The following is a 12,783-nucleotide window of genomic DNA, read 5'->3' as shown; positions in this document are numbered from 1 at the left end:
TCTCACTTATTTTTAAAATTCGCTCCAATGCTCTTTTCAGATCAAAATAAGCATGGTTAAACAACCATAGATAACAATTACACAACAGACTTAAAGCCATTAACTTTCTCTATTGTCCAGATAGAGAGAAGTAACTGTCTCCTTACTCTCCCGCTTGATTCAATAAATCCAAGCTTGGTTATGATCGACTGACTCGGCTAACCATAAAAAAATCACATTTAAAAAATTCCTTTTGAAAGCATCTTCGCTGTTACAAATGCTTGCATGGAGGTTAGGAGATAAAAGCGATGAAACCGCTTGCATATTGCACATTACTTGCCCTTGCCATATCCGCCACCCTTCAGGCCGCTCCTCTGACCCGGGATAACGGAGCAGTAGTGGGTGACAACCAGAATTCATACACCGCCGGGGAGAACGGTGGTGTTCTACTCCAGGATGTTCAACTCATTCAGAAGCTCCAGCGTTTTGCCCGGGAGAGAATTCCTGAGCGTGTTGTTCACGCCCGTGGAACCGGTGTTTATGGTGAATTTAAAGCCAGTCGTGATATTTCCGATTTAACCCGCGCCGCTGTTTTCACAAAAGATGAAGTCACTCCGGTATTTGTTCGTTTTTCTACCGTAATCCATAGCAAAGGATCACCAGAAACTTTGCGTGACCCGCGAGGTTTTGCGACCAAGTTTTATACTCGTGAAGGTAACTGGGATCTGGTAGGCAACAATCTTCCGGTGTTTTTTATCCGCGATGCCATCAAATTTCCGGATATGGTCCATTCACTAAAACCGTCTCCAGTGACGAATCAGCAAGACCCGAATCGATTCTTTGATTTCTTCAGCCATGTTCCTGAATCCACTCACATGCTGACCTGGGTCTATTCCGACTTTGGCACACCGGCCAACCTGCGTCAGATGGACGGCTTTGGTGTGCATGCCTACAAATTCATTGATGCTGGCGGTGATGTTTCCTACGTGAAATTTCACTGGAAAAGTCGCCAGGGCATCAAGAACCTGACAGCCGAAGAAGCGGCAGAAATACAAAGCAGGGACTTCAGCCATGCGACACGTGATATGTATGAAGCCATTGCCAGAGGCGACTACCCGAAGTGGGATCTTTTCATAAAAGTACTCAAGCCATCACAACTGGATGACTTTGACTACAACCCACTGGATGCCACAAAGATGTGGCTCGATATCGAAGAGACCAGAGTGGGTACGATGACGCTGAACCGGACACCGGACAACTTCTTCCAGGAAACGGAACAGTCCGCTTTTGCCCCGGCCAATATTGTACCAGGGATTGAACCTTCTGAAGATCGCCTGCTACAGGGTCGGGTGTTTTCCTATGCCGACACTCAAATGTATCGTCTGGGCGCCAACCATCAGCAGATTCCTGTTAACCGTGCCAAAGCAACGGTCAGCAACTGGAATCAGGACGGCGCCTCCAACCATGGCAATCAGACTTCTGACGTTAACTATCAACCCAGTCGTTTAGACCCAAGAAAGGAAGTGGCCAAAGGCCGCTACAGTTCTTTACCTGTTGAAGGCGAGTATCTGCAGCGAGCTATCAGGAAACAGTTGCCGTTTGCTCAGGCAGGCGTCCTCTATCGCAGCTTCAACAAACAGGAGCGCAAAAATCTTGTTAGCAATCTGGCTGGAGATCTTGGCAAGGTTGAAAACGAAGATGTGAAATACATCATGCTCAGTCACTTCTATCAGGCTGACAGCGAATTTGGTGAACAACTTGCAAAAGCCGTTGGCGGCAACCTGAAAACCGTCAAGAGCATGTCCAGATAACGCCACTGCAGTGGCGCTCACAAAGTGTGTGCCACTGTCTTCAAAATGAAGGTGGATTTATGCGTTTAGTTATTTTGTTTTCATGGTTTTTAGGACTCGCTGCCACTGCTCAACAGTTACAGGCTGATACTCCTGATTATCCCGTTGAAGTCAGACCATCAGCTTCTGAAAAAGTCGTTAAAGATCAGACTGCACGACAACTTACGGACTTTTTTCTGGCAGCAGCCCGTATCAACGATACAGAAGTGATTAGCACATTTGTGAAAGCTGGCTTTCCGGTAAACGCTAAAAACCAAAAGGGCTACACAGCCCTGATGGTGGCTACCTATAACGGACAGCCCGATGCTTTTAACCTGCTTTTATCAGAGGGTTCAGACCCTTGCCTTAAGGACAACAGGGGAAATACCGCATTAATGGCAGCCATCTTCCGTGGCGAGTTGAAGATGGCTTACCGGTTAATGAAAAGTGAGTGCGACCCTCGACAGCAGAACAATGTCGGCCAGACAGCAGAAGAGTTTGCCCGTGTTTTTGGGCAACAGGATATTCTTCAGGCACTGACATCCACCAAAAACACGGAATGATTTTTTAAGGTTGAGCGGGACTGCAGGACATAGTCTGGCATTAGCTTTTCGGACCATTACCAGAACCCGATCAACCAGCTTGTCGATCCCCCGGTCGGCTTGACTGATGCGCCTGACAATAGCGCATCGGAGGGTACTAACGCTCGCATAAAGGGCAGAAAGGTGATTGCTTCGCCCATTCATCAATGCATGCCTGGCAATACCAGTGTTTTGCACAGGACGCAGCTGCAGGGTCTTTCAAGGAATCTAAACAAATAAGACATAATCCTGGAAAAAGCTGTCTTGCCAAGCAGCAGAAAGCTTCTATAGATAATTCGTGCTCTGCTATTTTCGCAATGAGTCTGAAAATGGCTAATAACGAGCTTTCATTACTATTAAAAAATACGCTTAGGTCATAAGCAGTATTAGCCAAAAAACCCGATAATAGGCTTATTGATAAAATAGCAATATATATATAATTATGATTACTAGCGCTTTTAGATATAAGGAAACGTAATAAAGCAACATTTACCATTTCAGATAATCGTAAAGGCAGCCTTAGATGATCGTAATATAATGACAGATAGGTTAATAAATCCGAAAGACCAGTGTAAAAACTCTGTACGTAATCTTCATATGACGCAGAATGGTCGGAACTTACATATTCATCATAATATAACGAGAAAGCAGTTAATAAATTCAACAGACCACTGGAAAAACTCTTGTCGTAATCTTCATAGGAAACATTATGGTTGAAACTTATATGCACTTCATAAGTATCAACTTGATACCCGTAAGAAGCAGCACAAAATATTAGAAAGATAAATATCACTAATTTGCGTAGATGAGGCATATTCATCACCCAAGGGAGGGCAAGCCAACTGACCACTGTCCACTGTCCACTGTCCACTGTCCACTGTCCACTGTCCACTGACAACTGAACAGCAGCCTTGCCATCCCAGACAAAGGAGGACAAGGCTTCGGGAAATCAGACCATAGACAGAACCCGATCAACCAGCTTGTCGATCCCGACAGCGGCTTCACTGATACTCTTGGCAATCATATAGGCCGGAGTGGTCACCAGCTTGTGCCGTTCATCAACCACAATATCATCCACAGCACACTCCACGTGCCTGACGCCTGTCTGCTCCAGTGCAGCAGCGGTCTCAGCGTCATTGCCGATGGTGGCCAGAACCCCTTCACCAAATATGCGACCGGCAATAGCCGGTGAAATGCACATCATCCCGACCGGTTTTCCGGCGTCTGCGAAAGACTTGACCGCCAGGCTGACGCCACTCTGAACCTTGAGTTCGCTGCCCCTGAAGGCAAAATCCGATAAATTTTTTGCCGCTCCGAAACCACCGGGCAGAATCAGGGCATCAAAATCTTCCGCCTTCAACTCTTCAAGCGGCCTGATCTCACCCCGGGCAATCCTGGCCGCTTCTACCAATACGTTGCGGCCTTCTTCCATTTCTTCACCCGTTACATGATTAATAACGTGATGTTGAGGTATATCGGGGGCAAAGCACTGGTAACTGGCTCCGCAGCGATCAAGGCTGAGCAGGGTCAAAACAGCCTCATGGATTTCGCTACCATCAAAAACACCGGACCCGGAAAGAATAACAGCTACTTTTTTACTCATGGATAGTCTCCATTTCATGCCATCACGAAAGAGCGGCAGACTACAGATTCTGAAAATCATCAGCCACAGGCGAAAAAATCTCTTCAATACTATAGAGCAAAGAAGGATGAAATAATTTGCACAATTAACACGCAGATGGATTGCGTCGACGATCCCTTTGGAGTCAAGCTAGACTGAAGAAAAAATACTTGAATGGAGTCCCTGTCCTGTTGAAAAAAATTCTAGCTCTAAGACTTCTAACATTATCCATCATGATGTTTGCCACTGGCCTGATTACCGGTTGGTGGTGGCATGAAGTGTTGGCTGTTAAGGGCAAAAAGACTTACTTCGAAAATCAGGACTTCAGGAATTGGCTGCCTCTTGGAGATTTCACTAACACGCTGGAGTGGCCTGACATACCTCAGGAAATCATTGATTTTGAGCGGGCACTGGAAGAACACAGGTACGATGACGCCCTGATCATTTTTCAACGGCAGGAGCGACAGAATTCGGAACTTAGTCAACGACTGGAAACAGTCCTGCTGCAAAAAATAGATGAATGGTATGAACACAGGGAGTACAGTATTGCTGCACTGGAACGTTTTACCCAACATTATTATCAAAACCCGGTTTTTCTGAAAAAGCTGGCCCAGCTCTACACCGAGGAGCAGGAGCTGGAGAAAGCCATTGAAGTGTTGATCAGCGTCCGCTCATTCATCAGCCTGCCTGATCAGCTGGAAAGCACAGCCGACAGTATTCACAAGCTCAGCCGCATGATCTATGAAAACAGGCAGAAAAACCAACAACTCCAGGAAACCCTGCCCCTCTTCCAGAAACTGGCAACCATGGAACCCGAGCGTGCCTTTTACCGGTTTGCAATGGCTCAGGGTTACCTGTCTGCCGAGGATTCCAACAATGCCATTCGCGAACTCGAGTTATTGCAGACCGATGAAGAGTTTGGCCGAATGGCTTTCAAACAACTGTCTGACCTGTTGCCCCCTGTTCAGGAAGAACCCGAGGAAATGCCAGCTTCAGCCATTTCTCTCCTTAGTGAAGGCAACCACTACATCGTAGTAGCGTCAACTCAGGATAAGAGCCAGCCAAGATTGCTGATAGACACTGGAGCCAGCCTGACAACTTTGCCCAATGCTTTATTGAAAGAGCTTAAACGCAAGAAAATGGCCCATCGGGTGAATCATACCCAGTTGAAAACAGCCAGCGGGTTTGTCTTTGCTCCTATTTATCGGGTGAAGGAGCTACACCTCGGTCAATACATTGTCAAAGACCTGGAAGTAGCCGGATTAGAGCTGGACTACGCCTTTGCAGAAGGGTTGCTGGGTATGAATGTACTGGGCCAGTTTCACTTTCAGATCGACCAGGACCGCAACTACCTGATTCTGTCACCTCGTTAACACCGAAGTGTTACCCCCCACCTGTTACGCATTAATACCTATTCTCTGCGAAAGTAACAAAGTCTCGTAACCTTTTCTTCATTTGCTCCCTTCGAACAATTTAATTATTGTTAAAAATCAACAAGTTAAAAAAACTGGCACAACCTATGCTGAAGACTGACAAAACAATAACAATAAGCACAAATAATAAAAATAATAACCCTGCCCAAATAACAACAATAAGGGCAAAAGTAAGTTGATTATTTTGCAGTATGCCCTCCGGGTTCACCATGGAAAAGGTAGCCAGCAAAATCATCCGTTTACAGTCTCCGGCGATACAATAAAAATAATAATGATTCGCCAACTAAGGGGGGGAGGTTTGCCTTTCCCCCTTTTTTCTTTTCTATCTAACACCTGTCTGATGTCCTGATATGAGCTCCTAAAGACTATAAACCTGTGTCAACATCCCCCACTGGAATGCTATGATGTACGCCAGACTGGAGCAGTACATCTGATCCACCGCGACGATATTACTGACTAACCAACAAAGATTTCATGCAAAACTCATCATGACAGGCATCATTATTACAGTATTAGTGGTGCTGGGCATATCGCTTGCTGCTTACTTCCTGCTTAAGCCATCCACAGAAAAAGACTCTGCACCCCCTGAATCGCAGCTTCCTGAACCCGACTCTGTTTGGGAGCCTGACCAATCCCAGTCTGAAGACCAGACTCGCATTCCTCAAGAAAACCACCCTGTTTCACGGCGTGAAATCAGTGAAAATGCTCTGAAAGTACTTCACCGACTGAACAATAATGGCTATGAAGCCTACCTGGTAGGGGGCTGTATCCGGGACCTTTACCTGGACCTGCACCCCAAGGATTTTGACGTTGCCACCAATGCAACGCCTGAACAGGTCCGCAGACTGTTTCGTAACTCACGGATCATTGGTCGAAGATTCAGGCTGGTGCATATTCTGTTTGGTCGCGAAATGATTGAGGTCGCCACCTTCAGGGCCGGTCATGATGATGCCCGCAATGATAGCCACAGCAAGGACAAGTCCGATCACTCTGATTCCGGACGGATTCTCAGAGACAACGTCTATGGCTCAATGAAAGACGACGCTATTCGTCGAGACTTTACCGTCAATGCACTCTATTACGACGTCCGTGATCACTCTGTCATAGATTACTGCGGTGGTCTTCAAGATCTTGAAGATCAGACCTTGAGGTTGATCGGTGATCCGGTTAAACGATACCACGAAGATCCGGTCCGAATGATACGGGCGCTGCGCTTTATGGCCAAGCTGGATTTCGATATGGACCCTGCAACTGCGGACCCCATCTATGATCTGGGTCATTTGCTGAGTGACATACCATCGGCCAGGCTGTTTGACGAGGTGCTGAAACTACTGCAATCAGGCAAAGGGGTAAGAACTTTCCACCTTCTGCGTGAATACAGCCTGCTTCAGTACCTGTTCCCGGCAACACATCACAGCCTTGAAGCTCAGGATGAATTTGCTGAAGCACTGATTATCAGGGCGCTGGAAAGTACCGATTCACGCATTGCCCGTGGCAAACCCGTCACTCCCGCCTTTTTATTTGCTGCCTTCCTCTGGACGCCGCTGCAAAGACTGGCCGGAGATCTCCGTGAGCAGGGCATTCCTCCCATACCCGCTCTGCAACAGGCAGCCATGGTCGTGCTGGACAATCAGTGTACTCACACTGCGGTTCCAAAACGTTTCACCATGGTAGTACGGGATATATGGGAAATGCAGCACAGACTGGAACGCCGTCAGCCAAGAGCCATTGAGTCCTTGATGGCGCACCCTAAATTCAGGGCCGCCTACGATTTTCTGGTACTCAGGGAAGCCGCCGGTGAAGCACTGGACGGAGCGGGGGAGTGGTGGACCGACATCCAGGACTCTGCTGACCAGGACAGAAACAGCATGATTCGCGACCTTCATTCCCGCCCCGGTGGTAAGGGAGGCCAGAAACGAAGAAGACGCCGCCCACGCAAGCGTCCTCCTGTTACGAACAAACCGCAATAAACCAGCGAAGCTGAAGCATTATGACCAGCGTCTATATAGCCCTGGGCAGCAATCTGGACAATCCCGGTCTGCAATTGCAAAGAGCCGTGGACGACATCGATTCCCTGTCCAAAGTTGAATTATCAGGCTGTTCAAAGCTCTACATCAGTGAACCGGTGGGGCCTGCAGGACAGCCTGACTATTACAACGCTGCCATTCGGATTGAAACCACATTCGCACCACTGCCGTTACTGGACGCCTTACAAGCCATTGAAAATAACCATGGCAGAATCAGAACCGTGCACTGGGGGCCGAGAACACTCGATCTTGATATTATCCTGTACGGTGATGAAATCATTGATTCCGATCGTCTGACAGTGCCCCACTATCAGATGCATCTGAGAAACTTTGTGCTCTGTCCACTTCTGGATATAGACCCTGACCTGACCCTGCCTGATGGCCGCAAGGCAGCCACACTTCTGGCAGAAGTCGGAACCGCAGGTATTGAAGTCATGGCAACAAAGTATCCCTGGCTTTGACATCCTCCCCGACATGAAAGAGGGTGTCGCGAAAGCAAGTAACGAAAGCAAGTAACGAAAGCACTTAGCGAAAGCACGTAACGAAAGTACGGAGGTTTACGCTCATTCGATAAACTTCCGAATCACGCTTCCCCAGAAGCACTGACACACCTGACTGCTTTGCGTATAATCCGCCACAAAGCACTTTCCAGTTAACGCTAAAGGCTCAAGGTCCTGATAGATGGCTAAAGTAACCCTGAAAACCCTGGCCGACATGAAACAATCCGGCGAGAAATTTGCCAGCCTGACGGCCTATGACGCGACGCTCGCCCATCTGGTCAACACTCAGGGGGTTGAAGTCATTCTGGTGGGGGACTCTCTTGGCAATGTCATACAGGGCAATAGCAGCACGGTTCCCGTCACCGTCGATGACATGTGCTACCACACCCGCTGTGTAGCCAGGGCAGCTCATGACTCCATGGTCATGACAGACCTTCCTTTTGCTTCCTACGCCACCGAAGAACAGGCAGTCATCAGTGCCGCCAAAATCATGCAGGCCGGTGCCGAAGTGGTGAAACTGGAGGGTGAAGGCTGGTTGCCTCCTATCGTGACCTGCCTCAGGCAGCAGGGCATTCCTGTCTGTGTCCATATGGGACTCACCCCACAATTTGTTAATGTTTTTGGCGGCTACAAGGTTCAGGGTCGGGAAGAGGAAAGAGCCAACAGCATGATCCAGGCTGCCATTGATCTGCAGGCTGCCGGTGCGGCCATGCTGCTTCTGGAATGCGTACCCAATGACCTGGCTCGGGAAATCACCAAAGCCGTTGACATCCCGGTTATCGGCATTGGTGCCGGAGACGCAACCGATGGCCAGATTCTGGTCCTCCATGACATGCTCCATCTAACAGCAGGCCGCAAGCCCAAGTTTGTCAAAAACTACATGCAAGACAGTGCCACCCCACAGGAAGCTGTGGCTCGGTATGTTGCAGAAGTTAAAGATGGCACTTTCCCGGGTCCGGAACACAGCTTCAATTGAGTCTCTCCATTCAGTCAGGTTTCTGAATGATCTGGCTGAATGGTATAAACAGAATCTCTTACAACCGCCAAAAGCCAGAAATACTGGCTTTTTTAAAGTCACTGATCGTCTAGTTATTCGCTATGAAAACACTTCATACCATCGCTGAAATCCAGGCTGGGGTAGCAGCTTGCAGAGTCGAAGGCAAAACCGTAGCTTTCGTGCCGACCATGGGTAATCTGCATGGCGGTCACCTGACTTTGGTCGAAAAAGCCCAGAAACTCTGCGATGTGGTCGTTGTCAGCATTTATGTCAACCCACTGCAGTTTGGCCCGAATGAAGACTACGACTCTTACCCTCGCACCATGGAGCAGGACCAGCAGCTCCTGATCGAGCAGGGAGTAGATCTGCTCTACACTGCCCAGACGACAGAAATTTATCCTGAAGGCAGCGAACATCACACCCACGTCAGTGTCGAAGAGCTGGATGGCATGCACTGTGGCAAAAGCCGTCCGGGCTTTTTCACAGGTATAGCCACAGTGGTCAGCAAACTGTTTAATATTGTTCGTCCCGATGTGGCTGTCTTCGGAGAAAAAGACTTCCAGCAGCTGGCCATTATTCGCAAAATGGCCAAAGACATGTGCATACCTGTTGAGATTGTCGGTGCACCTATCGCCCGCGAAGATACCGGACTGGCCATGAGTTCCCGCAACGGTTATCTGACACCGGAAGAACGTGAAGAAATAGCCCCCACGCTTTATCGCTGTCTGCGGGCCGCACGTGAAGCTATTCTGGCGGGCGAGTGTGATTATGACCTGCTGCGCCGTGACGCTTTTGCAAAAATGGCACAGGCTGGATTCAAGCCGGACTATTTCAACATCAGCAGTACTACCACGCTTCTGCCAGCGGGTCCCGATGACCAGAACCTGGTGATTCTGGCAGCCGCCTACCTCGGCAAGGCCCGATTGATTGACAACATCACGATAACAAGTCAGAAAGATTAGCAATGGTTGAATTAACCGGGAGCTAAACAGGGAAGGAGTGTCTTATACTGAACCAGACTCAACGATACGAAGGTAGACTCTATGGAAGACAGGACACGACAGGTTTCACACTGGTTTAGCCGGTGCATGAGTGTTTTGAGTATAGGATTACTGACACTCATCAGCTACAGTCCTCCTGCTTTGACTGCCCAGGAAGCTCCCTATGGCATGTGGTTGTTACTAAACCCTGAAGTGCTGGGGAAGAAAGTGACAGCGGGTGCATTGATAATTTGCTCGGGAAATGCTTCCAGCGATTCTGATTGTGGAGAAAAAAATCATTTCACTCTGGTTTTTCTTGAAGATAACGGAATCCATGGCTGTTTAGACTTCGTGTCTACAGGATCAGCCAAAAAAGAAGCAGAGAAGCCCTGGCAACTGTTTGCCAGGGATGACGACGATGAAGAGAAGGAAACTTTATTGGCTAACGTTGAGCGGTCAGGTGAGCATTTGACATTGATTGATCAAGAGCAGCGCCACTTACTGAAATTTAAAAAAGATACCTACAAAAATATAGAAAAAAAAATTGATGATATATGCAGTCAAAAATATAAGGAGCAGAAGCCTCATTAAATCAACAAAGCATTCGTAAGTACTCAGCCATACGGAATCGAATATTTCTGGCTTATTGGGCAGGTGCTCTGCAAGGCGCAACGACGGGCACATAGCAAGCTATGTGACCAGAGTTGCAACGCATCACGACTGCATGGATGCAGGAGCTAGAGCAACGCAGGAGCAGTTGCCGCGAGTGCCTGAACAATAAGTCAGAAAATATGATTTCGTATGGTTGAGTACTTACCATTCATAAATTCTACTTTCTATCACAACACTCCGAGGCTGTACTCACATGAGTCCTATTCAACACTTGCCTGAATCCTCATCGCTGGAAACCCTGCAACAAAAGATGGCAGGCACGCACCTGCGAGAACTGTTTGCAGCTGACAAGGACCGATTTGAACGCTATAGCCTGGAAGCGGCTGGCCTGTTTCTGGATTACTCCAAAAATCTGATAAACGACGATGTAATGTCTTCCCTGATGACGATGGCTGAACAAGCCAGACTGCCAGAGGCCATTCAGGCCATGTTCCGGGGTGACAAAATCAATTACACCGAGAAGCGTGCCGTTCTGCACACAGCCCTGCGTAACTTTGGCACAGACCCGGTCATGGTCAACGGTGAAGATGTCATGCCCAAAATACGCGCTACCCACAAGCGCATGAAAGGCATTACCGACTCAGTGCATTCTGGCGAGTGGCAAGGCTTCACCGGCAAAGCCATCAAACACATTGTCAATATTGGTATTGGCGGCTCCTATCTGGGTCTGAAGACAGTCATCAATGCTCTGACGCCTTATCATGTTGAAGGGCTCGAACATCACTATGTAGCCAATATTGATCCGAACGAAATTTCAGAAGTTTTTCGCAGGATTGATCCAGAAACCACCCTGTTTATCGTGGCTTCCAAGTCCTTTGGCACACTGGAAACCTTGCAGAATGCCCAGGCTGCCCGTGCCTGGATGCTGGAAAAAGGTTGTGCCGAGTCCGACATTCGCAAACACTTCGTGGCTATTTCCACCAATCTGAAAGCCATTGATGAGTTTGGTATCGCCCAGGAAAACACCCTGCCACTCTGGGACTGGGTCGGTGGCCGTTACTCTCTTTGGTCCACCATTGGACTGATGATCAGCCTGGTAGTGGGCTTTGAGAACTTCCAGAAACTGCTGAAAGGTGCCTGGGAGATGGACAGGCACTTTGCCCAGGCACCTCTGGAAAAGAACATGCCGGTTATCCTGGGTATGCTGGGCGTCTGGTACCAGAACTACTTTGGCTCAGAGTCCCACGCCGTTATTTCCTACGATTACTTCCTGCGTGACTTCCCGGGCCATTTACAACAGATGGATATGGAAAGTAACGGCAAGCAGACCCGCAGAGATGGCAGCACCGTTAATTACCAGACAGGTGCCGTTATCTGGGGTGGCACAGGTACTAATGACCAGCACGCCTATCACCAGTTGCTGCATCAGGGTACGCGACTGATTCCTGTGGACTTCATTGCTCCGGCCACCAGCCATAATCCACTGGGCGAACAGCATCCATGGCTATTTGCCAACGCCCTGGCCCAGAGTCAGGCCATGATGCAGGGTAAGAATCTGGATGAGGTTCGTGAAGAGTTAACGAAGGCGGGCATAAGCAGTGCCGATATTGACGCTCTGGCGCCTCATAAGGTGATTCCCGGCAACCGTCCCAACAATATGATTGTGCCTGAGAAAATCACTCCGGAGGTGGTGGGTGCTCTGGTGGCACTCTATGAACAGAAAGTCTTTGTGCAGGGAACCCTCTGGCAGATCAACTCTTTTGATCAATGGGGTGTAGAACTGGGCAAGGTTCTGGGCAACCGGGTTTATGACCGCCTGAAAGAGTCCGGTACGACTTCCGATCAGGACAGTTCCACTAATGGACTGGCTAATCGTTTCAAGCGTTTTAATGCCTGATTGAGGTTGAATTAAACGGCATCTGTTCAAAGAGTTGATAACTCTACGATTTCATCATCACCTGACGAGAAAGAAATCTCTTTGTAACGTTTTGGCTGGTTTCTCTCCAGCCAAACTGCAAAACAAAAAAAGAGCCGCGATAGCCTCAGTGGATATTGCGGCTCCTCATTCTGTCGTGTGAATCAAGAAGTTATTTTATCGATCATTGCAATCCAAGCACTAAGTCGAACATCTACATCAACAGAAAAAAAAAATAAGACACCCATAAAAAAACAGCCTCGTCAAAAAATTAAAAAAAAAAATAAGACACAAAAAAAATAAGACACC

Annotated in this window: 11 protein-coding genes; 9 read left to right on the top strand and 2 right to left on the bottom strand. The window is 48.3% G+C overall.

Annotated elements, in window-relative coordinates; all coding sequences use genetic code 11:
* The first annotated feature begins 287 nt into the window (after positions 1 to 287).
* Together ACO6VG_RS08805 and ACO6VG_RS08800 are read left to right on the top strand one after the other, a co-directional pair.
* A complete protein-coding gene (locus ACO6VG_RS08805; RefSeq protein ID WP_422473560.1) occupies positions 288 to 1,790 on the top strand; it encodes a catalase in 1,503 nt (500 codons plus the stop codon).
* Positions 1,791 to 1,849: 59 nt separating this feature from the next.
* Positions 1,850 to 2,371 (top strand): ankyrin repeat domain-containing protein, encoded by a 522-nt coding sequence (locus ACO6VG_RS08800; protein ID WP_422473558.1) that lies wholly within the window; start codon positions 1,850 to 1,852, stop codon positions 2,369 to 2,371.
* A 136-nt stretch (positions 2,372 to 2,507) separates the two neighbouring features.
* On the opposite strand, the gene ACO6VG_RS08795 is transcribed toward ACO6VG_RS08800, so the two are convergent.
* Both ACO6VG_RS08795 and elbB read right to left on the bottom strand, forming a co-directional pair.
* On the bottom strand, positions 2,508 to 3,260 hold the full coding sequence (locus tag ACO6VG_RS08795) for an RING finger domain-containing protein (RefSeq protein ID WP_422473556.1): 753 nt from the start codon (positions 3,258 to 3,260) through the stop codon (positions 2,508 to 2,510).
* 78 nt (positions 3,261 to 3,338) lie between these two features.
* Entirely contained in the window at positions 3,339 to 3,992 is a 654-nt protein-coding gene (gene elbB / locus ACO6VG_RS08790; protein ID WP_422136601.1) for an isoprenoid biosynthesis glyoxalase ElbB, read from the bottom strand.
* A 209-nt stretch (positions 3,993 to 4,201) separates the two neighbouring features.
* On the opposite strand from elbB, the gene ACO6VG_RS08785 reads away from it, so the two are divergent.
* The 7 genes from ACO6VG_RS08785 (at position 4,202) to pgi (ending at position 12,456) form a co-directional block, all read left to right on the top strand.
* Positions 4,202 to 5,383 (top strand): retroviral-like aspartic protease family protein, encoded by a 1,182-nt coding sequence (locus ACO6VG_RS08785; RefSeq protein ID WP_422473554.1) that lies wholly within the window; start codon positions 4,202 to 4,204, stop codon positions 5,381 to 5,383.
* A gap of 548 nt (positions 5,384 to 5,931) precedes the next feature.
* Positions 5,932 to 7,413 (top strand): polynucleotide adenylyltransferase PcnB, encoded by a 1,482-nt coding sequence (gene pcnB / locus ACO6VG_RS08780; RefSeq protein ID WP_422136599.1) that lies wholly within the window; start codon positions 5,932 to 5,934, stop codon positions 7,411 to 7,413.
* A 20-nt stretch (positions 7,414 to 7,433) separates the two neighbouring features.
* Positions 7,434 to 7,931 (top strand): 2-amino-4-hydroxy-6-hydroxymethyldihydropteridine diphosphokinase, encoded by a 498-nt coding sequence (folK, locus tag ACO6VG_RS08775; RefSeq protein ID WP_422473552.1) that lies wholly within the window; start codon positions 7,434 to 7,436, stop codon positions 7,929 to 7,931.
* Positions 7,932 to 8,151: 220 nt separating this feature from the next.
* Entirely contained in the window at positions 8,152 to 8,946 is a 795-nt protein-coding gene (gene panB, locus ACO6VG_RS08770) for a 3-methyl-2-oxobutanoate hydroxymethyltransferase (protein ID WP_422473550.1), read from the top strand.
* Between the two features lie 122 nt (positions 8,947 to 9,068).
* Entirely contained in the window at positions 9,069 to 9,929 is an 861-nt protein-coding gene (gene panC / locus ACO6VG_RS08765) for a pantoate--beta-alanine ligase (RefSeq protein ID WP_422139719.1), read from the top strand.
* An 81-nt stretch (positions 9,930 to 10,010) separates the two neighbouring features.
* Positions 10,011 to 10,538, top strand: a complete 528-nt coding sequence (locus ACO6VG_RS08760; RefSeq protein ID WP_422136595.1) for a hypothetical protein — start codon at positions 10,011 to 10,013, stop codon at positions 10,536 to 10,538.
* A 274-nt stretch (positions 10,539 to 10,812) separates the two neighbouring features.
* Positions 10,813 to 12,456 carry a glucose-6-phosphate isomerase gene (gene pgi, locus ACO6VG_RS08755; RefSeq protein ID WP_422473548.1) on the top strand — a complete coding sequence of 548 codons (1,644 nt, stop codon included), beginning with the start codon at positions 10,813 to 10,815 and terminating at the stop codon, positions 12,454 to 12,456.
* Positions 12,457 to 12,783 lie beyond the last annotated feature (327 nt).

The sequence above is a fragment of the Endozoicomonas sp. ALB032 genome (assembly GCF_049310125.1).
Classification (GTDB): Bacteria; Pseudomonadota; Gammaproteobacteria; order Pseudomonadales; family Endozoicomonadaceae; genus Endozoicomonas_A.
This window is presented reverse-complemented; position numbering and strand designations above follow the sequence as displayed.

Bases quoted from the DNA above. Each gene is read 5' to 3' on its own strand.
- ACO6VG_RS08805 (WP_422473560.1), top strand. From the start codon at position 288: ATGAAACCGCTTGCATATTGCACATTACTTGCCCTTGCCATATCCGCC.
- ACO6VG_RS08800 (WP_422473558.1), top strand. From the start codon at position 1,850: ATGCGTTTAGTTATTTTGTTTTCATGGTTTTTAGGACTCGCTGCCACT.
- elbB (WP_422136601.1), bottom strand. From the start codon at position 3,992: ATGAGTAAAAAAGTAGCTGTTATTCTTTCCGGGTCCGGTGTTTTTGAT.
- pcnB (WP_422136599.1), top strand. From the start codon at position 5,932: ATGACAGGCATCATTATTACAGTATTAGTGGTGCTGGGCATATCGCTT.
- folK (WP_422473552.1), top strand. From the start codon at position 7,434: ATGACCAGCGTCTATATAGCCCTGGGCAGCAATCTGGACAATCCCGGT.
- panB (WP_422473550.1), top strand. From the start codon at position 8,152: ATGGCTAAAGTAACCCTGAAAACCCTGGCCGACATGAAACAATCCGGC.
- panC (WP_422139719.1), top strand. From the start codon at position 9,069: ATGAAAACACTTCATACCATCGCTGAAATCCAGGCTGGGGTAGCAGCT.
- ACO6VG_RS08760 (WP_422136595.1), top strand. From the start codon at position 10,011: ATGGAAGACAGGACACGACAGGTTTCACACTGGTTTAGCCGGTGCATG.
- pgi (WP_422473548.1), top strand. From the start codon at position 10,813: ATGAGTCCTATTCAACACTTGCCTGAATCCTCATCGCTGGAAACCCTG.